Origin of the sequence: Paraburkholderia franconis (assembly GCF_009362735.1) — a bacterium.
Classification (GTDB): domain Bacteria; phylum Pseudomonadota; class Gammaproteobacteria; order Burkholderiales; family Burkholderiaceae; genus Paraburkholderia; species Paraburkholderia franconis.
In genome coordinates, this window is the sequence record NZ_WHNP01000028.1 from 83,806 (window position 1) to 105,661 (window position 21,856).

Below are 21,856 nucleotides of genomic sequence, written 5' to 3' on the forward strand. Positions count from 1 at the left end.
ACGCAATGCTGATGATCGAATGCCCGTGGTGCGGGCCGCGCGCCGAATCCGAATTCTCTTGTGGCGGCGAAGCCGACATCGCGCGTCCGCTCGACACCGACAAGCTCACCGACAAGGAATGGGGCGACTACCTGTTCATGCGCAAGAACCCGCGCGGCGTGCACCGCGAGCAATGGATGCACACGCAGGGCTGCCGCCGCTGGTTCATGGCGACGCGCGACACCGTCTCCTATCAGATTCAAGGCTACGACACGTTCAAGACGGGCCATACGCCCGCTGACGCTCACGAGGGCAACAAGCAATGAGCCAGAAAAATCGTCTCGGCGCCGGTGGGCGCATCAACCGCGCGATTCCGCTGACCTTCACGTTCAACGGCCGCACGTATCAGGGCTTTCAGGGCGACACGCTCGCGTCGGCGCTGCTCGCGAACGGCGTGCACTTCGTCGCGCGCAGCTTCAAGTATCACCGTCCGCGCGGCATCGTCACGGCCGACGTTGCGGAACCGAATGCCGTCGTGCAACTCGAGCGCGGCGCGTACACGGTGCCGAATGCGCGCGCGACGGAGATCGAGCTGTATCAGGGACTCGTTGCGACGAGCGTGAACGCCGAGCCGAATCTCGAACACGATCGCATGGCGATCAACCAGAAGTTCTCGCGCTTCATGCCCGCGGGCTTCTACTACAAGACGTTCATGTGGCCGCAAAAATGGTGGCCGAAGTACGAAGAGAAGATTCGTGAGGCGGCGGGTCTCGGCAAGTCGCCGGATGTGCTCGATGCCGACCGCTACGACAAGTGCTACGCGCATTGCGACGTGCTGGTGGTCGGCGGCGGGCCGACGGGTCTCGCGGCTGCGCATGCGGCGGCGGTGAGCGGCGCGCGCGTGATTCTCGTCGACGATCAGCGCGAGCTCGGCGGCAGCCTGCTGTCGTGCAAGACGGAGATCGACGGACGCCAGGCGATGAGCTGGGTCGAGAAGATCGAAGCGGAACTGTCGCGCATGCCGGACGTGAAGATTCTCACGCGCAGTACGGCGTTCGGCTATCAGGACCACAACCTCGTCACGGTGACGCAGCGTCTGACCGATCATCTGCCCGTGTCGATGCGCAAGGGCACGCGCGAGTTGCTGTGGAAGGTCCGCGCGAAGCGCGTGATTCTCGCGACGGGCGCGCACGAGCGTCCCATCGTGTTCGGCAACAACGATCTGCCGGGCGTGATGCTGGCGTCGGCGGTGTCGACGTATATCCAGCGATTCGGCGTGATGCCGGGCCGCAACGCAGTCGTGTTCACGAACAACGACGCGGGCTATCAGTGCGCACTCGACATGAAGGCGTGCGGCGCGACGGTCGCGGTCGTCGATCCGCGCGCGCACGGCAGCGGCGCATTGCAGGCAGCCGCGCGCCGTCACGGCGTGAAGATCATGAACAATGCGGCCGTGATGACGGCACACGGCAAGCAGCGCGTGACGTCGGTCGAAGTGGTCGCGTATGCGAACGGCAAGACGGGCGCAAAGCAGGCTGATCTGCCATGCGATCTCGTCGCGATGTCGGGCGGCTTCAGCCCCGTGCTGCACCTGTTCGCGCAGTCGGGCGGCAAGGCGCACTGGAACGACACGAAGGTCTGCTTCGTGCCGGGCAAGGGCATGCAGCCGGAGACGAGCATCGGCGCGGCGGCGGGCGAGTTCAGCCTCGCGCGCGGCTTGCGTCTGGCCGTCGATGCCGGTGTCGAAGCCGTGAAGTCGATTGGCTATGCGGTGACGCGTCCGCAAGTGCCGCAGGTCGCGGAAGTCACGGAGTCGCCGATCCAGCCGCTGTGGCTCGTCGGCAGCCGCGTCGACGCGGCGCGCGGGCCGAAGCAGTTCGTCGATTTCCAGAACGACGTGTCGGCAGCGGACATTCTGCTTGCCGCGCGCGAAGGCTTCGAATCCGTCGAGCACGTGAAGCGCTATACGGCGATGGGCTTCGGCACCGATCAGGGCAAGCTCGGCAACATCAACGGCATGGCGATTCTCGCGGACGCGCTCGGCAAGTCGATTCCCGAAACGGGCACCACGACGTTCCGCCCGAACTACACGCCCGTGAGCTTCGGCACGTTCGCGGGCCGCGAGCTCGGCGATCTGCTCGACCCGATCCGCAAGACGGCCGTGCATGAATGGCACGTCGAGAACGGCGCGATGTTCGAGGACGTCGGCAACTGGAAGCGCCCCTGGTACTTCCCGCTGAAGGGCGAGGATCTGCACGCGGCCGTGAAGCGCGAATGCCTCGCGGTGCGCAACAGCGTCGGCATTCTCGATGCGTCGACGCTCGGCAAGATCGACATTCAGGGCCCCGATGCGGCGAAGCTGCTGAACTGGATCTACACGAATCCGTGGAGCAAGCTCGAAGTCGGCAAGTGCCGCTACGGCCTGATGCTCGACGAAAACGGCATGGTGTTCGACGACGGCGTGACCGTGCGCCTCGGCGAACAGCACTTCATGATGACGACCACGACGGGCGGCGCGGCGCGCGTGCTCACGTGGATGGAGCGCTGGCTGCAGACCGAATGGCCCGACATGAAGGTGCGGCTCGCGTCCGTCACTGATCATTGGGCGACGTTCGCCGTCGTCGGCCCGAAGAGCCGCAAGGTCGTGCAGAAGGTGTGCAGCGACATCGACTTCGCCAACGAAGCGTTCCCGTTCATGTCGTATCGCAACGGCACGGTCGCGGGCGTGAAGGCGCGCGTGATGCGCATCAGCTTCTCGGGCGAGCTCGCGTATGAAGTGAACGTGCCCGCGAACATGGGCCGCGCGGTGTGGGAAGCGTTGATGGCCGCGGGCGCCGAGTTCGACATCACGCCGTACGGCACGGAAACGATGCACGTGCTGCGCGCGGAGAAGGGCTACATCATCGTCGGCCAGGACACCGATGGCTCGATCACGCCGCACGATCTGGGCATGGGCGGACTGGTTGCGAAGTCGAAGGACTTCCTCGGACGCCGTTCGCTGACGCGCTCGGATACCGCGAAGGATGGACGCAAGCAGTTCGTCGGCCTGCTTTCCGACGATCCGCAGTTCGTGATTCCGGAAGGCAGCCAGATCGTCGCCGGTCCGTTCCAGGGCGATACGGCGCCGATGCTCGGGCACGTGACGTCGAGCTACTACAGCCCGATTCTCAAGCGTTCGATCGCGCTCGCCGTGGTCAAGGGCGGGCTGAACAAGATGGGCCAGAGCGTGACGATCCCGCTGTCGAGCGGCAAGCAGATCGCTGCGAAGATCGCGAGCCCGGTTTTCTACGACACCGAAGGAGTGCGTCAACATGTGGAATGAAACAAGGAACAATGCACCGGGCGCTACCTCGGCTGTCGTGCAACGGGGGGCGGGCCAGTCCTGGCAGGAGTCGCCGCTCGTCGGCGTGGGCGAACTGGTGAAGAAGCACGCGGCCGCGCCGTCGACGAAATTTCATCTGCGCGAGAAGGCGTTTTGCGATCTGGTGAATCTGCGTGGCGATGCGGGCGATGCGGCGTTTCTCGGCGCCGTCGAAAGCGTGACGGGCTGCCGTCTGCCTGTGAAGCCGAATACGGTTGCGCGCGGCAACGGCTATGACGTGCTGTGGCTCGGCCCCGACGAGTGGCTCGTGCGTTCGCAGCAGCCGCAGGCGCCCGTCGCCGAGGACAAGCTGGTCGAGGCGCTGCAAGGGCAGTTCGCAGCGGCCGTCGATATCGGCAGCGGCTGGACGGTGCTCGAAGTGAGCGGCGAGAAAGTGCGCGACGTGATCGCGCGCGGCTGTCCGCTCGATCTGCATCCGCGTATGTTCGCGCCCGGCCAGTGCGCGCAGAGCCATTATTTCAAGGCATCGATCGTGCTCGTGCCCGTCGCCGACAATACGTATGAAATCGTCGTGCGCCGCAGCTTTGCCGATTACTTCGTCCGTATCATGCTCGACGCGGCTGAGCCGCTGATGTCGTGAAGCCGTTCGAAGAACCTTTGGTGGCTTACGTGCAGCCGTTGCGCGGCTCGCATGGGGCGCGCGGCAGGGGCTGGCGCGTCTTCATCGACGAACTGGTCGTGTCGACGCGCATCGGCATTCACGCGCACGAGCATCTCGCGCCGCAGCCTGTCGTGATCGACGCGAGTCTTGCGTATCGTTGCGAGCCTTCGGAAGAAGGTTCGCACGCGATGATCGACTATGAGCGTTACTGCAACCGCGTGAGTGAGTTTCTTGCGACGAAGCCGCATACGCGGATGCTCGAAACGCTCGCCGTCGAGATCGCGCAGCTTTCGTTCGACGAGTGGCCCGCGCTCGATGCGCTCACGCTTTGTTTGCATAAGCCGAAGATTCGTGAGGGCACGAAGCGGATCGGTGTCGAGCTGGACTGGACGCGTGCCGATTACGACATGCATCGCGCGGCTTCTGCTGCGGGGCGTTGAGCGAGCGTCCGATATGTCGCGCGTGCATACGTCCGAACTGCTCAAGCGCGCGTATGCGGCCGGCGATGCGCATGCGGCTGTCGCGCTGCTCGATCAGAGCATGGCGCTCGGGCATCGGCGCATCGCGTTGATCCGCTATTTGCAGGCGCAACACCTGGATGCGCCGCTCGATGCAAGGCATCACGAGTATGTGCGGGAGGTTGCCGCGCGGATGAGTCCTGCGACGCTGGCGAGGGTGGTGGGGGAGGCGCGGGCGAGGGCGGGGAGACACGCGCGCGACGAACGCCGTGACTAGAACAACACGGCGGGCGTACGTCGACTAGCGCTCAATGCTTGAGCCTCACCCCTCACGCCGCATGCAACCCCCCACGCATCAACTGCCGCACACGCGACATATCCGCCTCGACGTGCCCCTGATGCTCGAACAACTCAGCGAGCCAATCGACGAACGCCCGCACGCGCGGCGACACGCGGCGCCCTTTGACATAAGCAACAGAAACAGGCATCGGCACTGGCTTCCACTGCGGCAGCACTTCGCGCAGCAGCCCCTTTTCGAGCAGCGGCTGCGCTGCGATCCGCGCGGGCTGAATCAACCCGAGCCCTTGCAGACCGCAAGTCAGGTATGCATGCTCGTCGCTGACCTTGATGAAGCCATTCACCTTCACGGTCAACGGGCTGCCGCCGACATCGAAGTCGAAATCGACGGCGCGGCCGTTGTGAGGCGACATGCAGTTCACCGCGACATGGCCCGACAGATCGTCGAGACTCTCCGGCGCGCCATAGCGCTCCAGATACGCGGGACTCGCGCACGTCACATGCTCGAGCGAGCCAAGACGCCGCGCGGCCAGCCCTGAATCGGGCAACTCGCCCAACTGGATGCTGCAATCCACCGCCTCGCCGACGAGATCGACATTGCGATGGCTCACGCCAATCGCCAGATCGATGGCCGGATAGCGCTCATGAAAATCATCGAGCGCCGGCAACACAATCGATGTCGCTACCGCGCCCGGCATTTCGACGCGCAGCCGTCCGCTCGGATTGTCCTGCGTCTGACGCAAGCTCGCTTCCATCTCGTCGATGTCGGCGAGAATCTGCGCGCAGCGTTCGTAATATGCCGCGCCTTCCGGCGTGAGGCTCAGACGCCGCGTCGTGCGCACGAGCAGCGCGGTGCCGAGCATCGCTTCCAGATTCTGCACAATCGTCGTCGCCGTCGCGCGGGGTATGTCGAGCGATTGCGCGGCGCGGGTAAAGCTATTGGTATCGACGATGCGCATGAAGGTACGCATCGCCTGGATACGATCGATCACGAAACTCTCCTGTGTCGACCAGAGTTGGCGCTTTAGTGCCTTACTCTGGTCCCATGCAAAGCGGTCGACCAGAGTTGGCACTTTAGCTGTCGGCCGGAGCTAGTGCTTTAGCACTTACTCCAGCCCCATGGAGAGCACCTCACTCCGGTCCCATGCAAAGCTCAAAAACGGGACATTCCACAAAAAGACAAAACAGCAAGAAAAGCCGCGACATGCCCCGTCCCGTCGGGAAGGCGCGCCGGTACTGCAGATGCACGAGCGATACAACGCGGGAAGCAGGGACAGGCCGCCGTCCTGCGCGGCCCGGGTGGAAGGGGTAAAGCGGTTGGGTCCTGCTGCCCGTTACTTCCGGAGCGAGTCGAGATCGATGACGAAGCGGTACTTCACATCGCTCTTCAACATGCGCTCATATGCTTCATTGATCTTCTGCATCGGAATCATCTCGATGTCCGAGGTGATGCCGTGCTTGCCGCAGAAGTCCAGCATTTCCTGCGTTTCGGCGATGCCGCCGATCAGCGAGCCCGCCAGACGGCGGCGCTTCATGATCAGGTTGAACACTTGCGGCGACGGATGATCGTGCTCTGGCGCACCCACCAGCGTCAGCGTGCCGTCACGCTTGAGCAGGTTGATGAACGGATTCAGATCGTGCTGCGCCGCGACCGTGTTCACGACCAGATCGAAGCTGTTCGCATGCGCATCCATCTCTGCCTGGTTCTTCGAGATCACCACTTCGTCGGCGCCGAGGCGCTTCGCGTCGTCGATCTTCGACGGCGACGTCGTGAACAGCACGACGTGCGCGCCCATCGCATGCGCGAGCTTCACGCCCATATGACCGAGGCCGCCCAAGCCGACGATGCCGACCTTCTTGCCCGGCCCCGCGCCCCATGTGCGCAGCGGCGAGTACGTCGTGATGCCCGCGCACAGAAGCGGCGCGACGCCCGCGGGATCGAGGTTCTCCGGCACGCGCAGCACGAACGCTTCGTCGACGACGAGTTGCGTCGAATACCCGCCGTAAGTGACAGCGCCCGTCTCGCGTTCGTTGCCGTTATACGTGCCGACGAAGCCGTTCTCGCAATACTGTTCGAGGCCTTCCTGGCAGCTCGCGCAGGTGCGGCACGAATCGACGAGACAGCCGACGCCGACGAGATCGCCGGCCTTGTACTTCGACACTTGCGGCCCGACTTTCGTCACGCGGCCGACGATCTCATGGCCGGGGACGACGGGGTACATCGTGTTCTTCCATTCGTTGCGAGCCTGATGCAGGTCCGAATGACAAACGCCGCAAAACAGGACTTCGATATGCACATCGTGTTCGCGCAACTCGCGACGCTGGAATTCGAACGGCGCGAGTTTCGATTGCGCGTCGGTTGCGGCATAAGCGTGGGTCGTGGTCATGAAAGCTCCAATCCTGGTGATGCAATTCAGCGAGGCGCCACGCGCGTTGAATACGCGCAGCGGGCGAATCTGTCGTGCGCCGAGGCACGCGGGAGTCCGTTGGAATGTCCGTCCGATGAACGGGAAGGCGGCGGTGCGCGCTTCGCATGCCTCGTGCGAGGCGATGGACGGTGGTGTTGCGGACAGAAAGCGGGCTTTGCGACAGGGTTCCCATAGTAGGGATCACGCGCGCCCCAGGGAATACCTGAACGTCTTGAAGACTTGCCTATTTCTCCTGACGCCGTCCGCGGTAGGCCATTTAATGCTAGATTTCAAGCCATATTCTATGGCGCACCATGCTCGCGTCGAACGGATTTAATCATGTCGGACACAAAACTTTCAAATAGCGCGCTCGTGCAATACACGCCACAGCAGCGCATGGTCGAACTGCTGCGCACGCTCGCGCCGAACGAGGGCATGACGGACGCGCCGCTCGAAGGCGTCAAGTTCTTGCGCGCGAATCATCCGATGCCGCGCCGGCCCGTCATGTACGAGCCCAGTATCGTGATCGTCTGCCAAGGCAGAAAGCGCGGGTACCTGGGCGGCCACTCGTACATCTACGATGCGCAGCAATACCTCGTGCTGTCCGTGCCGCTGCCGTTCGAATGCGAGACGGAAGCGAGCATCGAAGAGCCGTTCCTCGGCATTTCGATTCGCGTCGACCTGACGATGGTCGCGGAACTGCTGATGCTGCTGAACGAAACGCATGGCGCCGTCGACAGCGAGCCGCGCGGCATCTACTCGACGCCGCTCGACCAGCCGTTGAGCGATGCCGTGCTGCGCCTGCTCGAGGCGCTGGTGTCGCCGTTCGATGCGCGGATTCTCGCGCCGTCGGTCGTGCGCGAAATCTGCTATCGCGTGCTGACGGGCGTGCAGGGCGATGCGATCCGCGCGGCGCTCACGCATCAGCATCACTTCGGGCGCATCGCGAAGGCGCTGCGCCGCATTCACACCGAGTACGACGGCGCGCTCGACGTCGAGACGCTCGCGCGCGAGTCCGGCATGAGCCTCGCCGTGTTTCATGCGCAGTTCAAGAACGTCACGTCGACTTCACCGATGCAGTACGTGAAGACGACGCGCCTGCATCATGCGCGCCTGCTGATGGTGCAGGATGGGCTCAACGCGAGCGCGGCGGCCGCGCGCGTCGGCTACGAAAGCGCGTCGCAGTTCAGCCGTGAGTTCAAGCGGCTGTTCGGCCTCAGTCCCGTCGATGAAGTGAAGCGCATGCGCGGCACGCTGGACCCGGCCGTTTCGATCCCGCCGCAGCGGCCCGCCGCGCCCGCGCGCAAATTCGGGAAGTACGTGACGACGAACTGAAGCGTTGCGATCGGCCGCGCTGTGGCCGCGCCGTGGCGTCGCTCTCAAGCGGGGTCGTGACAGCAGACGCAGAGCTTGTTGCCGTCGGCGTCGCGAAAGTACGCGCCGTAGTAGTTCGCGTGATACTCGGGGCGCAGTCCGGGCGGTCCTTCGCAGATCGCGCCGTGTGCGAGCGCCGCCGTGTGCACGCGATCGACAGTGGGCCGATCGGGCGCCAACAGCGCGACCATATGCCCGTTGCCCGCGACAGCCGGCTGCCCGTCGAACGGCCTGCCCACCAGAAAGAGCGGCCGCGCGACGCCGGGTGTCATCCATCCCGCCCACGGCCTGTCGTCCTCGCGAAACTTGGGCACGAGTCCCAGCTCGCGCAACACAGCCGAATAGAACGCATACGCGCGTTCGAAATCGTTGACGCCGATGAACACGTGGGAAAGCATCGAAAGCGGCTCCTTTCGGATCAAAGCCCGACACAACTCGAGAGACAGGTAACGCCGATACCAGCATGGCTGCTGATCTGGCTACGCGTGCGCGCGGTGATTACGATGGTCGCGTCGTCAACTCAAACAACCTCACACGGAGCCCGACATCATGAAGCGTTTTCACATCGCGCTGGCCGTTGCAAACCTCGACGAATCGATTGCCGACTATAGCCGCCGGCTCGGCCAGCCTCCGTCGGCCGTGGTGCCGGGACAGTACGCAATGTGGCGCACCCGTCTGCTCAACTTCTCGATCAACGAAAAGCCCGAAAAAGCAGGGCAATTGCGCCATGTCGGCTTCGAGGACGACTCGGCGGAGGGCTATTCGAGCAGCGTCGATGTGAACGGGCTCGAATGGGAGCTGTTTTCAGCGGCGGAGCAGGATCGCCGCATCGTCAGCGCATATGGCGTTCCAGTGCGCGACTGAACGAGCAACTGCGTGCGCAACCGAGCACGCAACCACGCCGCTCACTCGCTGCCCGCTTCTTGCGATGCCTGCGATGTATAGTGCGCGCGCTTTTCCTCGTACATCAGCAGATCGGCGCGCTGCACGCCTTCTTCGATCCGCTCGCCGCGCTGCACCGTCGCGGCACCCATCGAAAAGCTGATCGGCGAGCCCGAATAGAACTGATTGTTCAGCTCGACCAGCTGACGGATCGTCTCGATCATCGCGGCGCCGCCGCGCTCGTCGGTGCCGGGCAGCAGGATCGCGAACTCGTCGCCGCCGATGCGCGCCGCGTTGAACGGCGTCTCCATTGCCTTCGCGAGCACTTCGCCGGCGCGGCGCAGTAGCGCGTCGCCGGCGGCGTGGCCCAACTGGTCGTTCACGCGCTTCAGGCCATTGAGGTCGGCCATGATGACCGTCACCGGAAACGGACCCTTGCGCTCCAGCCGGTTCAGCTCGTCGACATAGAACGAACGGTTGCGCAGTTTCGTCAGCACGTCGTGCTTGCCGAGAAACTCCAGATACGCCTCGGCCTTCTTGCGCGCGGTGATGTCGGTCAGCGCGACGAGCACGAGGTCCCATGTGCGCTCGTGGCCCGGCAGCACCGAGAATTGCAGGTGCACGTGCACCTCGTTCGCTTCGAGCGAATAGTTGAGCACTTCGCGCTGTTGAAAGAGCTTGCCGTCCCACAGGTCGATCAACTGCTCGCGGAAGTGCGGGCGCATGTCGTCGCGGAACACTTCGGGCAGGCGGGAGAGCAGCGTTCGCTTGTCGGGCGCGGCAAACATCTCCAGCGTGTGCCGGTTCACGTCGATCACGTGAATCTCCGCCATGCAGCGCTCGACGAACTCGGGGTGGACGTCGGTGAACGTGCGGAAATCGCTGATGCCGGCGGCGCGCGCTTCGTCGAGCAGACGCTTGACCGCGCTGAAATCCTCGACCCACAGCGACACGGGCGAATGCTCGAACAGCCCGCGCACGTGCTGTTCGGCGGCCGTCACGCGATGGCGCGCGTTTTCCAGCTCGGTGATGTCCTCCGTCGACACCAGCACGCGATCCCAGCGTTCCTCGTGCCCCGGCAGGATCTTGCCCTTCAGCAGTATGTCGAGGCGCCGTCCGCCGAGCGTGTAGTTGACCGTCTGGCTCGTGAAGTGCGGCTGGCCGGACCAAAGCTGGCACAGCTCTTCGAGGTGCGTCTTCAGCATGTCGTCGCGGAAGACGGTGGAAAGGCTGTCCGTCAGCGAGCTGAAATCGGCGGCCTCGAACAGCGACAGCGTCTTCTGGTTCACCTTGATCACGCGGATGCGGCTCGCGCATTCGGCGATGCGCCGCACATCCTCGCCGATATGGGCGCGCAAATCGGTCACGCCCTGCTCGCGCCACGCTTCGAACAGCGCCTTCACGCCGCTGAAGTCTTCTAGCCACAGCGCGACGGGGGCGAGGTCGAACATTTCGGAGTCGTCGTCGGCTGTGCTGCGCGGGCTGGAGGAGTTGGGCATGACGGGTCCAGAATCGAAAGTCTCGCTATTCTACGGTGCCGAATCGCGATGCCCGGCAAAAAGAGCGGGCATGCGGCCCTGGAACGGATGAGTTCGGCCGCACACGGGATATCGGCAGATCGCGGCGAATCTGCGGGGCACTTGCGTCGCGGACCGATCAGGCGAGAAACGACGCGAGCGTCGGGAAATCGTTGCGGTAAAGCGCGACGAGCCGCGCCGCGGTCTGCGCGAGCCGCTTCTGTTCGACGGAAAAAGCGTCGCTCACGCCGTCGGCCAATCCGCTCACGGTGACGGCCTTGGGCGAATCCGGGTCTTCCCATGTTTCGGCGAAGGCGGTCTGCTTGCAGGGCCGCGCGAGGTCTTCGTCATGCAGCAGATTGATGCGCGGCCGCGCAAACGCCATCGCGACGATCCGCCCATGCAGACTGCTGCCGAGATACCCGCGGCTGTGCGCGATCAGTGCGCAGATGTCCCAGATATTCAGCGAATCGAACACGTGGACGGATGAAGCCTGCATGCAGGCCGCGGTACGCTCGAAGCACGACAGATCGTCGTGCCACGGCGCAGCGCCCGCGCGAAAGAACACGACGGCGAGGCCATGCGTCCGCGCGACGTGGTCCAGTTGCGCGGCGATCTGCGCGAGCGTCGCATCGTCGCCGAAATCGGCGCTGAACTGCACGGCGAGATAGCCGTTGGGCGCCGCCGAGCGTATCCGTTCGATGGCGGGCGTCGACGCGCGCTCGCGGATCGTAGCGCCGAACAGGTCCGCTACCATGACGGCGCAATCGGGCACGAGCCGCGCTTCGATGCCGGACTGCGCGAGCCATGCCTGCGTGCGCACGTCGCGCACGGTGACATCGTCAGCGGCGGCGAGCTTCGCGAGCACTTCGCCGCGCAGCGCGTCGTCGCGGCCGCTCAGGCCCACGCCGCCGATCGCGTGAAAGAGCACGCGCGCGGCAGAGGGCAGCGCTTCCTTCGACGACACATACGGCGCATGCGCCCGCGTGCCGAGCACGCGATGCGCCCATGCAAGGCGATCCCGGTCGCGTTGATGCGACGCGATGAGCCGTTGCGCGTCGGCCGGCGATTGCAGCATCACGGCGGCTTCCCATGCATCGCACGTGAGAATTTCTCCGCCGACGTGGATCAGATCGACCGCACGTTCGTGCATCTGCGCAAGTGCTTCGACGCGATGGCCGCCGTGCGCGCGCAGGTCGCGAGCCGCGAGTCCCGCGAAGCGCACGTCGCGCGCGCCAAGCATGCTTGCGACGACGTGCGGAAACAGCATGTCGCCCAGATTGTGCCGGTCGAATGCACCGAACAGTATGACGGGTAATGGCTTATCTGCCGCGTCATTTGACTTTCGCATTGCGATGCCCTACGAATCGATTTAACCGGTCGTCGGTTTATCGGTGCAAATGATCATACGAGTCACCGGAATCTGTACGGAGGGTACACGCAATTCGCGCATTGGCCACGTGAACGCGCATCGCGTCACAGCACGCGAGCGGCACAGCAATACGGGGAACACGTGTTTTCCGGCGAAGCCATTCGAAGCGCTTCGCCGTGAAGCGGGCGACGATCTGTCTGCGGCGCACCGGCATCCCGGTGTGTCTCTTCATGCCTGAAAAGAACAGGGGCAGCGTCATGTTCACTTACGTCATCGTGGTGGCCATCTCGGCCTTCATTCCCTATGTCGCGACACCCGCTGCCGAAGCCGGCGTGAAGGCGATCGTCTCCCATCACGACGATACGGAATCGGGCGGCGCGGAGGCTCGCGCGCAGATGCAAACGCTCGTCGCGCAAGACGGCACGGTTGCCAATGCCGCGCCCAGGAATGAGCATTGACGGAGCACCGCGGCAAAGCAAACTGCCACGCATTGCGTCTCTTCATCGAGTCGAAACAGGGCGAAACGGGCTGGCCCCGACAGCGGGCCAAAGCTGCGATTTGCCTTCGATCCGGCGCGTTTTTTCGCTGCGCGCCACGGTCTCGTATGGCCGCGCGGCCCCTCTGCTGAAGGGAATTTTATCGCGCTGTACCATCGGCGTCGATGATCGAAACGACGTTGATGGGTGAGATTGCACGCGCATCGGTATGGCGCACTCCGCTTGCCCATTGCTTTCCTGTCGATCCACCCGCCGCATCGGCGGCGCAATGTGTCACGACCCAAAAGGAGCGAAGTTCAATGAGCACGATCACCACGAAGGATGGCACGCAGATCTTCTACAAGGACTGGGGCTCGGGCCGTCCCGTCGTCTTCTCGCATGGCTGGCCGCTCGACGCGGACGCATGGGATGCGCAGATGCTGTTCCTGCTGCAAAAGGGCTTTCGCGTGATCGCACACGATCGCCGTGGACATGGCCGCTCGGGCCAACCGTCGAACGGCAACGACATGGACACGTACGCCGACGATCTCGCCGCGCTGCTCGACGCACTCGATATTCAGGGCGCGACGCTCGTCGGGCATTCGACGGGCGGCGGCGAAGTCGCGCACTATATCGGCCGTCACGGCACGAAGCGCGTCGCGAAGGCGGTGCTGATCGGCGCGGTGCCGCCATTGATGATAAAGACGGCAGCGAATCCCGGCGGCTTGCCGCTGGATGTGTTCGACGGCATTCGCAAGGGCGTCGCCGACAACCGCGCGCAGTTCTACAAGGACCTCGCGATTCCGTTCTTCGGCTTCAACCGTCCGAGCGCAAAAGTGTCGCAAGGCACGATCGACGCATTCTGGGCGCAGGGCATGGCGGGCAGCATTCATGGCCAGTACCTGTGCATCCGCGAGTTCTCTGAAGTCGACTACACGGAAGATCTGAAGAAGTTCGACGTGCCGACGCTGATCCTGCACGGCGACGACGACCAGATCGTGCCGATCGATGCAGCGGGCAGGAAGTCCGCGGAGATCGTGAAGAACGCGACGTTCAAGGTTTACGAAGGCAGCCCGCACGGCATGTGCGTGACGGAGGCGGACAAGGTCAACGCCGATCTGCTCGCGTTCATCAACGGTTAAGCGCGCACGCGGGCCGTTGCCATGGTGGCGCATCCTTTGCGGGATGCGCCGTTTTTTTTGTTGAAGCGGCACGGTCTATCGCGTGATACGGATACGCCGGCGTTTGCGCTTCGTTTCCGACGCGATAACATTGCATCCATCGCGACTCCATGAACGGAACATGACCATCTACGTTGCGCTGTTGCGGGCCGTCAATGTCGGCGGTACCGGCAAGCTGCCGATGACCGAGCTTCGCCTGCTGTGCGAAGAAGCGGGCTTCGTCGACATACGCACGTACATTGCGAGCGGCAATGTCGTGTTCGAAAGCAAGCTCGCGCGGCGCGCGGTGCAAGCGGCGCTCGAAAGCCGTCTCGAAGCCTATGCGGGCAAGCCTGTGGGCGTGCTGATCCGCACGGGCAAGGAAATGGCGGACGTGCTGCACGCCAATCCGTTCAGCGACGAAGCGCCGAACCGTACCGTCGCGATCTTTCTCGACGGCGCGCCGCCTGTCGATACGCTCGAACACATGACCGGCCAGAAAAACGAAAAGGTCGCGCTCGGCAAGCAGGAAATCTACGTGCATTACGGCGAAGGGATGGCGAACTCGAAACTGAAGATTCCTGCCGCGAAAACAGGGACCGCGCGCAATATCAACACGATCGCGACGCTCGCCGAATGGGCCGCGCAATGATGACGAGCGATGGCCCGGCCCGCTGCGGCCGATACCGCTTGTTGCTACACTGCGCGTTGCCGGTACTTTGTTGCAGCACCTCTCTTGCAGCGTCTCTTTTGCGGCACCCCCGTTTCCTGCTCGCGTCTCGCTCATGAAACCGTCCCTGCTCGTACTGACCTCGCTTCTCGACGACAATCGCGAGCGCATCGCCGCGTCGTTTGACATCCTCTATGCGCCCACGCACGAAGCGCGCGCCGAATCGATCGCGAAGCACGGCGCTACGATTCGCGCGGTGCTGACGAGTGGCACCACAGGCCTGAGCGCCGATGAAATCGACCGGTTGCCCGCGCTCGAACTGGTGAGCGCATTGGGCGCAGGCTACGAGAACATCGCGACGGACCATGCGCGCGCACGCGGCATCGTGCTCACGAACGGCGCGGGCGCTAACGACGATTGCGTCGCCGATCACGCGTTTGCATTGCTGCTGGCCGTTGTGCGCGACGTGCCCCAGCGCGACCGCGCGACACGAGACGGCATCTGGCGCGATGCGTTGCCGTTGCGGCCTTCGGTGTCGGGCAAGCGCCTTGGCGTCGTCGGCCTTGGGCATATCGGCGAGAAGGTGGCGCGCCGCGCGGCCGGTTTCGATATCGACGTCGCGTATCACAATCGCAAGCCACGCGATGGCGTGACGCTGCGCTACTTCGACAACCTGCGCGAACTCGCGCGCTGGAGCGAGTATCTCGTCGTGGCGACGCGGGGCGGCGCGGGCACGCATCATCTGATCGACGCGCACGTGCTCGAAGCATTGGGGCCGACAGGCTTCCTCGTCAACGTGTCGCGCGGCAGCGTCGTCGATACGGATGCGCTTGCGCATGCATTGAAAAATGGCGTGATCGCGGGAGCAGGGCTCGACGTGTACGAAAGCGAGCCGCATCCGCCGCAGTCGCTGCTGCATCTGAACAACGTCGTGCTCACGCCGCATGTGGCGGGAACGTCGCCGGAAGCGAACGCGGCCTGTGTCGATACCTTCGTCGCGAACGCCACGCGCCACTTCGCGGGCGAAGACGTGCTCACGCCCATCTGACCCGCATCTGACTCACCTTACGCTCATCGGATTGCTCACCAGGCGAGGACCCCACGCATATGGCCAAACATACGGCACTGATCGAATGGAGCAGCAACGGCAGCCCGTTCACCGACAACCGCTATAGCCGCGCACATCGCTGGACGTTCGACGGCGGCGCGGTCGTGCCCGCATCGAGTTCGCCGCACGTGGTGCGCGTGCCGTTCTCCGATCCCGCAGCTGTCGATCCCGAAGAGGCGTACGTCGCGGCATTGTCGAGTTGCCACATGCTGTGGTTTCTGTCGATTGCAGCGGGTGAGGGTTATGTCGTGACCTCGTATCGCGACGAAGCCGAAGGCACGATGGCGAAGAACGACGCGGGCAAGGAAGTGGTGACGCGTGTCGTGCTGAAACCGGCCGTTGCATTTGCGGGCTCGAAAGCGCCGAGCGATGATGCGCTTCGCCATCTGCATCATCTCGCGCACGATGCGTGTTTTCTGGCGAACTCGGTGAAGACGGCGATCGACGTCGAGGGAAGCTGGAGCTTCGACGCGGCGCATTGAGCATTGCGGCGCGCAAGCAATGAAAAAAGCCGGCTCCACATGGTGCCATGAGGCCGGCGCGAAAGGGATTCTGGCCATTCCGAGGGCCATTGCCAGAACCCGAGAGAGTCGCCATTGTCCCGCACACCCCTGAAGATTTGCTTAACTGCGACGCCACTCGCTCAACACCTGGCGACACGATCGCGTTCAATACGCGCGTGTTCATCGACGTGGGGAACTGCGCGCACATAAACAGTTGGTAGGTGCTGGTTGCAACTGTGACATTCTTCATCCCTGTATGGGCGGTCGATTTCACCGCATCAGCGTCTCTTAAGTTTTGCGCGCTAAAATTTTGTGCGTTTCAATTGGTAAGCATGTCACTTTTTGACTCGACCAATTCGGAATTACCGACCCCCACTGCACATCGCGCGCCACATTCAGTATTTTTCTCGCTATGCGGCAATCGAATGGGGAAGAACTTCCGCGCCCCATACACAGCCTTCTGACGCTGTGTCCCGCTCGCCACAGTCAATCGTGTCTTATGTAAAGGATCGTTACCTGGAGGTCGGCCGTGGCCTCTGCGCGATCCGTGCCGCGAAACTTTTTTCCCCTTTGGAAACGTGCGTTTGCGCGCGGACTGCGTGTGCAGAGCGCTCAAAATCGCCAACGTGTAGTCGCGATTCGACGTTTTCAAACAGTAACAACCGCTGATGCATAACGGGTCGCGATTCCGTTAATTTTTGAGTAACCGATCGCGAACGAGTTCCCGGGGACGTAATGCTGTCGGTGCATGTCGACCAATCGAGGCGGGAAAACCGATTACATCATGGACCTCAAGCTAAAGCGGCTCTATCACGTGTGCAACCCTGAACTGGCGTGCCTCGACGGCAATCTGCCGGCGGAGTTATGGCGTATTCGCTGCATCGATGTTCGCGAGAGGCAAGGCGCTGCATTGCTAGCCGATGATCGAGCTGCCGGTTTGATCGAGTTCTCGTCTCTGACCATTCCGGATGATCTGAACGAAGTCGACGTACTGACAAAAGCGAGTGCTGAAATCAGTTGGGTCGCCGTCGTGACCAAGGCGCACCTGAACGATCCGGAAATACGCCGGATCGTGCGCACGCGCTGCGTGAGCTACATCACGCTGCCCGCTGCCGCCGAGCTGATCGCGCAGACCATCGATCGCGTGTATGAAACTTCGACGGGCGACGGTGACGAACGCAAGAGCACGGACGACGACTCGCCGGCGATGATTGGCGCGTGCGCTGCGATGACCGACGCGCGCGCGGCGATCCGGCGCGCGTGCGAGCACGAGCGGCCCGTGATGATCGTCGGCGAATCGGGGAGCGGCAAGACGATGACGGCAACGGCGGTCCATTCGGGTTCCGTGCGCCGCGATGGACCATGGGTATCGATCCATTGCGCAGCGTACGCGCCCGAGCGGATCGCAGCAGAACTATTTGGCGACGGGGAGAGCAAAGTCGAAGGGGGCAATCAGCGATCCCGCCTGGAAATGGCGGAGGGCGGTTCACTGTATATAGACGGCATCTGCGAACTACCGCTTGCGGCGCAACAACGTCTCGCAGATCTGCTCGACAGTGGGCCGCGCAATGTGCGCATCATCTGCTCGACACATTTCGACTTGCAACGCGCGACGCAAGAACATCGTCTGCATCCGCGCCTTGTCGCGTTGTTCGCGGGGAATACGATCACGCTTCCGGCGCTGCGCGATCGCGGCGCCGATATCCGTCTGCTCGCATCCTGGCTGCTGATGAGCTTTCGCTCCGATTCGCGGCATGGCGTGCAAGGTTTTTCCGCCTGCGCATGGGAAGCGCTCGACACGCACACATGGCCCGGCAACGTACAGGAATTGATCAACCGCATCCGGCGCGCGATTGTCGTCGGCAAAGGTCAGCTGATCTCGGCTGCTGATCTCGGTTTCGACAAGGTCGCGCAGGTCCCGTTGCTGAGGTCAGCCGACGAGACGGACGAGGTTCCCGAATGGGCCGCCGTCGAACTCGCCGTCGCACGCAATCAGGGCCGGCTCGATGCGGCCGCGACAGAGCTGCACATTTCGAAAGTCCTGCTCTCGCGGATGCTCGCGTCGGACTACAAGCGGGTCGCGCCGACGGACGCCGTGCTACAGGCGGATTCCGCGTAAGCCGAAGCAAAACCGCTTGTGCGCATGTTGAAATGCGCTTCACCAACAGTTACACAATCCATTTTTGTGTAGCACCTGGCGACATTTCCACGCGCTATGCTTCGTCTTATCGATGCCGCTCGCGCGTAGCGGCGCTCTTTGCCATTACTTTCAAAAGGAATTCTTTGCTAATTTTGATGCCGCTTTTTTGCGGAATTCACCATTGTATTTTGTCGTTATTTCGTTCACTGTGAGCCATGAAAGAGCCCTATCGCGCTGTTATCCGTTATCCGCGTAATGACTCAGGTCGTGACTTCGTCGTGGGCGACATTCACGGCTGCTTCGGGCAATTGCGCGCAGCACTCGAAGCCCGCCGTTTCGATCCGAAACGTGACCGGCTGTTCGCCGTCGGCGACCTGGTCGACCGAGGGCCGGAATCCGATTGCGTGCTGGAAGCCGTCGAGCGCTATCGCATCAAGTCCGTCAAGGGCAATCACGAAGATGTCATCGTGCGCTGGCATCACGGCGAAGAGCAGGCGCTCTCGCTGCTGGGCAACGGCGCGAACTGGCTGCTCGATCGCGCCGAGGACATGGACTGGATCGACCACATCGCCGACTACATGGCGTCGTTGCCGTATGTGATCGAGATCGAAACGGAACACGGAATCATCGGCATCGTGCACGCGGATTCGCCCGTGTCGGACTGGGCGACGTTCGTGCGTGAAATCGAACGCGAGTCGCCCAACGGCACGATGCGACGCAAGGCCATCTGGGCGCGCACACGCTGGAAGACGTATCAGCCGCATTCCGAGCCTTCGCGCAGCACGTTGCGAGGCCTGCTCGACAGGGCGAAGCGCAGCGTGCGCTCGCAGGCGCATGCGACGGGGCACGTCGACAACGTGACGGCCGTGATCGTCGGCCATACGCCTGTGTCCGGCGTCACCGCGAAAGACAACGTGATCAATATCGACACGGGCGCCGTATACGGCGGCAAGCTCACGATCATGGATCTCGCGGACGTGCCGCAGTGGGTCGAAGTGTTCGACCGTTCGTCCGTGGGTGCATCAGCGCCTGTTCGACAACAGCCCGTTCATGAGCAACCGGCTCATGGGGAGCTTGATCGCGAAGAGCCAGCGCTTCATGAGCCTGCGATGTCGGAGCGTTTGATTCGACGCAATCCTGGCTTCGCACCCGAGCCGATGGCCGAAAATGCCGTGGCCGAAGCGGTACCCGTGGCGGCGGAGTCGCCTGTGATGGCAGAGAGCTTCGCTGCCGCGCAGAGTCCTGCGACGACGGCCACTGCAAGTCCCGTCATCGAGCAGGAGATTGCGGACGACGCGCCGCAACTCGCGCCCGAATCCCAGCCTAAACAGGAGCCGTTGACGTCGTTTGCATCGCAAGGCATGCACATCACAGTGCGCATGAGCCTGCACAGCTTCGTGAACGACGGGCGTTCAACGGCCGATACCTCCGACCCGCATCGGCGGTAGCCCGATGCCGTGACACCGGATCGCATGCCGTCTTGCGAGTGTGACGCCGGCCGCGATCGACGGCATTCAGCGCACCGCATGCATCCCTAGACGTATGAGCAGATCGCGGCCGCGCGCGCTGATCTGCAATGCTGCCGCACCGCCGCGATCACGCACTTCGATGAGTTCGTAATGACGCAAAGCGAGCACGTCGGGGTCAAGTGATTCGAGACGGTGTTCATTGCTGTTCACCAGCATGAGCGTCGCGATTTCGTGAGGGCTCAACATCGGGACACCTCCATAGTCGAGTGAGCGATCAGTCCCGCACATGCTAATCGGACGTCGCTACAGTTTGACTACGGATGTGTTTCATGACGTTACGCCGTGACAGGTTTGACGGTCGTGAAAGGACGCGGCTTGCGCGTGCGCGCGCGGTCATGCGCGGAATGGGGCTCGACAGATGGCGCGTGGCTGTAACAGGCTTACGCGCGGGTAAGCCCGATACAGCAAACGGAAAGCACGCTGACGATTGACGACACGCGAGACGACCCGCGAGACGACACGCGAGCGATGCGACGATGCGGCGATGCGAGGCTCGAAATCAGCGGGCGTCGTCGACGGCGACGCGGTACTCCGCTGCGTCGTCATCGACTTTCGACACGAGCGTTTCGAGCGACAGGCCCTTCGTCTCGATGCCCATCGCCCACACGGCGAGCGCTGCGACGCCGAACGACAGCGCGCCGAGCGTAAACACGCCGCCTTGTCCGAAGATGGGCAGCACGACGCCGACTGCATAGGGGCCGATCAGCGAGCCGACACGGCCGATCGCCGACGCGAAGCCCGAACCCGTGGCCCGCGCGCCCGTGCCGTACAACTCGGGCGTGTAGGTGTAGAGCACGGCCCACATGCCGAACAGGAAGAACTGCATCGCGAGGCCCGTGCAGATCAGCAGCGTCACGCTATCCGCGTGCAGCGCCGTCTGTCCGTACAGATAGGCCATGACGCCGCCGCCCGCCAGCGACGCGATACAGGTCGGCTTGCGGCCCCAGCGTTCGACGAGCCATGCGGCGCACAGAAAGCCCGGCACGCCGCCGAGCGAAATGAGCACCGTATAGAGCACCGATTTCGTCACGGCGAAGCCCGCCTGCTGCATCAATGCGCCGAGCCACGACGTGAGGCCATAGAAGCCGAGCAGCGCGAAGAACCACAGCGCCCACACCATGATCGTGCGCTGGCGGTACGCGCCGCTCCAAATTTCGCGAAACGCGCCGTGTTTCGAACGCGGGGCGGGATCGGCGAGCATCGACGGCGCGGGCAGCGAACGGATGCCTTTCGACTTCATCACCTTCGCTTCGATTTGCCCGAGCACGGCATCGGCTTGCGCGTGGCGTCCGCGATGTTCGAGCCAGCGCGGCGACTCGGGCACGATGCGGCGCACGATCAGCACGAAGACGGCGGGAATCGCGAGCAACGCGAACACCGTGCGCCAGCCGAATTGCGGCAGCACGAGGAACGACACGCAGCCCGCCGCGATGAAGCCCAATGGCCAGAAACCGTCCATCAGCGCGACGAGACGTCCGCGTGACGCCGTCGGCACGAACTCGGAGAGGAGCGTCTGCGCAATCGGGAACTCCATCCCCATGCCGATGCCGAGCAGCACGCGATACACGATCAATGCGTCGACGCTTTGCGCCGTCGAGCACAGATACGATGCGGCGCCCCACAGCACCATGCTCCACTGGAACACGGGCCGGCGCCCGAAGCGATCGGCGAACAGGCCCGCGACGGCGGCGCCCAGCACCATGCCGAAGAAGCTCGCGCTGGCGACGAGCCCGGCCGTCGCGCTCGACAGGCCGAACTCGGTCTTGATCGAGCCGAGCACGAAGGTCATCGTGCCCAGATCGACGGAGTCGAAAAAGAACGCGATCGCGATGATGATGAAGATGGTGCGGTGATAGCCCGAGAAAGGCAGGCGTTCGAGACGCGCTGCGGCGCTGGCTCTTTTCGTGGACGAAGAGACGGATGAAGAAGCGTTGGTCGGCATGGCATCCTCGAATGGATGAAGGAATAGGCCGGTGTTCTGTTGCTCCGGTCCGTTCCAG

The 21,856-nt window shown here is 63.3% G+C and carries 21 protein-coding genes; 14 read left to right on the plus strand and 7 right to left on the minus strand.

Going from position 1 to position 21,856, the window contains the following annotated elements; translation table 11 throughout:
* Nucleotides 1-5: 5 nt before the first annotated feature.
* Genes GCT13_RS26605 through GCT13_RS26625 form a run of 5 tightly spaced genes read left to right on the plus strand, consistent with a single transcriptional unit; the run spans nucleotide 6 to nucleotide 4,697 of the window.
* Nucleotides 6-305 (plus strand): sarcosine oxidase subunit delta, encoded by a 300-nt coding sequence (locus GCT13_RS26605; protein ID WP_152763234.1) that lies wholly within the window; start codon nucleotides 6-8, stop codon nucleotides 303-305.
* Nucleotides 302-3,301, plus strand: a complete 3,000-nt coding sequence (locus tag GCT13_RS26610) for a sarcosine oxidase subunit alpha family protein (protein WP_152763235.1) — start codon at nucleotides 302-304, stop codon at nucleotides 3,299-3,301. Before GCT13_RS26605 ends, GCT13_RS26610 begins: the two co-directional genes overlap by 4 nt.
* Nucleotides 3,291-3,941 carry a sarcosine oxidase subunit gamma gene (locus GCT13_RS26615; protein WP_152763236.1) on the plus strand — a complete coding sequence of 217 codons (651 nt, stop codon included), beginning with the start codon at nucleotides 3,291-3,293 and terminating at the stop codon, nucleotides 3,939-3,941. Before GCT13_RS26610 ends, GCT13_RS26615 begins: the two co-directional genes overlap by 11 nt.
* Nucleotides 3,938-4,402: a dihydroneopterin aldolase gene (locus GCT13_RS26620; RefSeq protein ID WP_321574641.1), complete on the plus strand. Its 465-nt coding sequence runs from the start codon at nucleotides 3,938-3,940 to the stop codon at nucleotides 4,400-4,402. Before GCT13_RS26615 ends, GCT13_RS26620 begins: the two co-directional genes overlap by 4 nt.
* Nucleotides 4,403-4,415: 13 nt before the next feature.
* Nucleotides 4,416-4,697 carry a hypothetical protein gene (locus GCT13_RS26625; RefSeq protein WP_152763237.1) on the plus strand — a complete coding sequence of 94 codons (282 nt, stop codon included), beginning with the start codon at nucleotides 4,416-4,418 and terminating at the stop codon, nucleotides 4,695-4,697.
* A gap of 52 nt (nucleotides 4,698-4,749) precedes the next feature.
* On the opposite strand, the gene GCT13_RS26630 is transcribed toward GCT13_RS26625, so the two are convergent.
* Both GCT13_RS26630 and GCT13_RS26635 read right to left on the minus strand, forming a co-directional pair.
* Complete coding sequence (locus tag GCT13_RS26630) at nucleotides 4,750-5,709, minus strand: LysR family transcriptional regulator (protein ID WP_321574642.1); 960 nt, start codon at nucleotides 5,707-5,709, stop codon at nucleotides 4,750-4,752.
* A gap of 342 nt (nucleotides 5,710-6,051) precedes the next feature.
* Nucleotides 6,052-7,104, minus strand: coding sequence for an NAD(P)-dependent alcohol dehydrogenase (locus tag GCT13_RS26635; protein WP_152763238.1), 1,053 nt, complete (start codon nucleotides 7,102-7,104; stop codon nucleotides 6,052-6,054).
* A 360-nt stretch (nucleotides 7,105-7,464) separates the two neighbouring features.
* Between GCT13_RS26635 and GCT13_RS26640 the strand changes: the two genes are divergently transcribed.
* A complete protein-coding gene (locus tag GCT13_RS26640) occupies nucleotides 7,465-8,460 on the plus strand; it encodes an AraC family transcriptional regulator (RefSeq protein ID WP_152763239.1) in 996 nt (331 codons plus the stop codon).
* A 44-nt stretch (nucleotides 8,461-8,504) separates the two neighbouring features.
* Here GCT13_RS26640 and GCT13_RS26645 read toward each other — a convergent pair whose 3' ends face one another.
* Nucleotides 8,505-8,897 carry a VOC family protein gene (locus GCT13_RS26645; RefSeq protein ID WP_152763240.1) on the minus strand — a complete coding sequence of 131 codons (393 nt, stop codon included), beginning with the start codon at nucleotides 8,895-8,897 and terminating at the stop codon, nucleotides 8,505-8,507.
* A gap of 151 nt (nucleotides 8,898-9,048) precedes the next feature.
* Here GCT13_RS26645 and GCT13_RS26650 point away from each other — a divergent pair, with 151 nt between their 5' ends.
* The gene (locus GCT13_RS26650) at nucleotides 9,049-9,363 is read left to right on the plus strand and encodes a VOC family protein (RefSeq protein ID WP_152763241.1); all 315 of its coding nucleotides are present in this window, start codon (nucleotides 9,049-9,051) and stop codon (nucleotides 9,361-9,363) included.
* A gap of 41 nt (nucleotides 9,364-9,404) precedes the next feature.
* Here GCT13_RS26650 and GCT13_RS26655 read toward each other — a convergent pair whose 3' ends face one another.
* Complete coding sequence (locus tag GCT13_RS26655) at nucleotides 9,405-10,880, minus strand: sensor domain-containing diguanylate cyclase (protein ID WP_152763242.1); 1,476 nt, start codon at nucleotides 10,878-10,880, stop codon at nucleotides 9,405-9,407.
* 157 nt (nucleotides 10,881-11,037) lie between these two features.
* A complete protein-coding gene (locus GCT13_RS26660; protein WP_152763243.1) occupies nucleotides 11,038-12,249 on the minus strand; it encodes a polysaccharide pyruvyl transferase family protein in 1,212 nt (403 codons plus the stop codon).
* A 278-nt stretch (nucleotides 12,250-12,527) separates the two neighbouring features.
* On the opposite strand from GCT13_RS26660, the gene GCT13_RS26665 reads away from it, so the two are divergent.
* From GCT13_RS26665 to GCT13_RS26695, 7 genes are all read left to right on the plus strand, one after another.
* Nucleotides 12,528-12,728: a hypothetical protein gene (locus tag GCT13_RS26665; RefSeq protein WP_152763245.1), complete on the plus strand. Its 201-nt coding sequence runs from the start codon at nucleotides 12,528-12,530 to the stop codon at nucleotides 12,726-12,728.
* A 338-nt stretch (nucleotides 12,729-13,066) separates the two neighbouring features.
* Complete coding sequence (locus GCT13_RS26670; protein WP_152763247.1) at nucleotides 13,067-13,888, plus strand: alpha/beta fold hydrolase; 822 nt, start codon at nucleotides 13,067-13,069, stop codon at nucleotides 13,886-13,888.
* 160 nt (nucleotides 13,889-14,048) lie between these two features.
* Entirely contained in the window at nucleotides 14,049-14,558 is a 510-nt protein-coding gene (locus GCT13_RS26675) for a DUF1697 domain-containing protein (RefSeq protein WP_152763249.1), read from the plus strand.
* 133 nt (nucleotides 14,559-14,691) lie between these two features.
* Nucleotides 14,692-15,624: a 2-hydroxyacid dehydrogenase gene (locus GCT13_RS26680; RefSeq protein ID WP_152763251.1), complete on the plus strand. Its 933-nt coding sequence runs from the start codon at nucleotides 14,692-14,694 to the stop codon at nucleotides 15,622-15,624.
* A gap of 59 nt (nucleotides 15,625-15,683) precedes the next feature.
* Nucleotides 15,684-16,166: an OsmC family protein gene (locus GCT13_RS26685; protein ID WP_152763253.1), complete on the plus strand. Its 483-nt coding sequence runs from the start codon at nucleotides 15,684-15,686 to the stop codon at nucleotides 16,164-16,166.
* A gap of 805 nt (nucleotides 16,167-16,971) precedes the next feature.
* Nucleotides 16,972-18,306 carry a sigma-54-dependent transcriptional regulator gene (locus tag GCT13_RS26690; protein WP_152763255.1) on the plus strand — a complete coding sequence of 445 codons (1,335 nt, stop codon included), beginning with the start codon at nucleotides 16,972-16,974 and terminating at the stop codon, nucleotides 18,304-18,306.
* A gap of 299 nt (nucleotides 18,307-18,605) precedes the next feature.
* Complete coding sequence (locus tag GCT13_RS26695) at nucleotides 18,606-19,775, plus strand: metallophosphoesterase (protein WP_321574644.1); 1,170 nt, start codon at nucleotides 18,606-18,608, stop codon at nucleotides 19,773-19,775.
* Between the two features lie 66 nt (nucleotides 19,776-19,841).
* Here GCT13_RS26695 and GCT13_RS26700 read toward each other — a convergent pair whose 3' ends face one another.
* Together GCT13_RS26700 and GCT13_RS26705 are read right to left on the minus strand one after the other, a co-directional pair.
* A complete protein-coding gene (locus GCT13_RS26700; protein ID WP_152763259.1) occupies nucleotides 19,842-20,042 on the minus strand; it encodes a hypothetical protein in 201 nt (66 codons plus the stop codon).
* A gap of 313 nt (nucleotides 20,043-20,355) precedes the next feature.
* Nucleotides 20,356-21,798: an MFS transporter gene (locus GCT13_RS26705; protein ID WP_152763261.1), complete on the minus strand. Its 1,443-nt coding sequence runs from the start codon at nucleotides 21,796-21,798 to the stop codon at nucleotides 20,356-20,358.
* Nucleotides 21,799-21,856: the final 58 nt, after the last annotated feature.

Coding starts and splice junctions, on each gene's coding strand:
- GCT13_RS26605 (WP_152763234.1), top strand. CDS start 6: ATGCTGATGATCGAATGCCCGTGGTGCGGGCCGCGCGCCGAATCCGAA.
- GCT13_RS26610 (WP_152763235.1), top strand. CDS start 302: ATGAGCCAGAAAAATCGTCTCGGCGCCGGTGGGCGCATCAACCGCGCG.
- GCT13_RS26615 (WP_152763236.1), top strand. CDS start 3,291: ATGTGGAATGAAACAAGGAACAATGCACCGGGCGCTACCTCGGCTGTC.
- GCT13_RS26625 (WP_152763237.1), top strand. CDS start 4,416: ATGTCGCGCGTGCATACGTCCGAACTGCTCAAGCGCGCGTATGCGGCC.
- GCT13_RS26635 (WP_152763238.1), bottom strand. CDS start 7,104: ATGACCACGACCCACGCTTATGCCGCAACCGACGCGCAATCGAAACTC.
- GCT13_RS26640 (WP_152763239.1), top strand. CDS start 7,465: ATGTCGGACACAAAACTTTCAAATAGCGCGCTCGTGCAATACACGCCA.
- GCT13_RS26645 (WP_152763240.1), bottom strand. CDS start 8,897: ATGCTTTCCCACGTGTTCATCGGCGTCAACGATTTCGAACGCGCGTAT.
- GCT13_RS26650 (WP_152763241.1), top strand. CDS start 9,049: ATGAAGCGTTTTCACATCGCGCTGGCCGTTGCAAACCTCGACGAATCG.
- GCT13_RS26655 (WP_152763242.1), bottom strand. CDS start 10,880: ATGCCCAACTCCTCCAGCCCGCGCAGCACAGCCGACGACGACTCCGAA.
- GCT13_RS26660 (WP_152763243.1), bottom strand. CDS start 12,249: ATGCGAAAGTCAAATGACGCGGCAGATAAGCCATTACCCGTCATACTG.
- GCT13_RS26665 (WP_152763245.1), top strand. CDS start 12,528: ATGTTCACTTACGTCATCGTGGTGGCCATCTCGGCCTTCATTCCCTAT.
- GCT13_RS26670 (WP_152763247.1), top strand. CDS start 13,067: ATGAGCACGATCACCACGAAGGATGGCACGCAGATCTTCTACAAGGAC.
- GCT13_RS26675 (WP_152763249.1), top strand. CDS start 14,049: ATGACCATCTACGTTGCGCTGTTGCGGGCCGTCAATGTCGGCGGTACC.
- GCT13_RS26680 (WP_152763251.1), top strand. CDS start 14,692: ATGAAACCGTCCCTGCTCGTACTGACCTCGCTTCTCGACGACAATCGC.
- GCT13_RS26685 (WP_152763253.1), top strand. CDS start 15,684: ATGGCCAAACATACGGCACTGATCGAATGGAGCAGCAACGGCAGCCCG.
- GCT13_RS26690 (WP_152763255.1), top strand. CDS start 16,972: ATGGACCTCAAGCTAAAGCGGCTCTATCACGTGTGCAACCCTGAACTG.
- GCT13_RS26700 (WP_152763259.1), bottom strand. CDS start 20,042: ATGTTGAGCCCTCACGAAATCGCGACGCTCATGCTGGTGAACAGCAAT.
- GCT13_RS26705 (WP_152763261.1), bottom strand. CDS start 21,798: ATGCCGACCAACGCTTCTTCATCCGTCTCTTCGTCCACGAAAAGAGCC.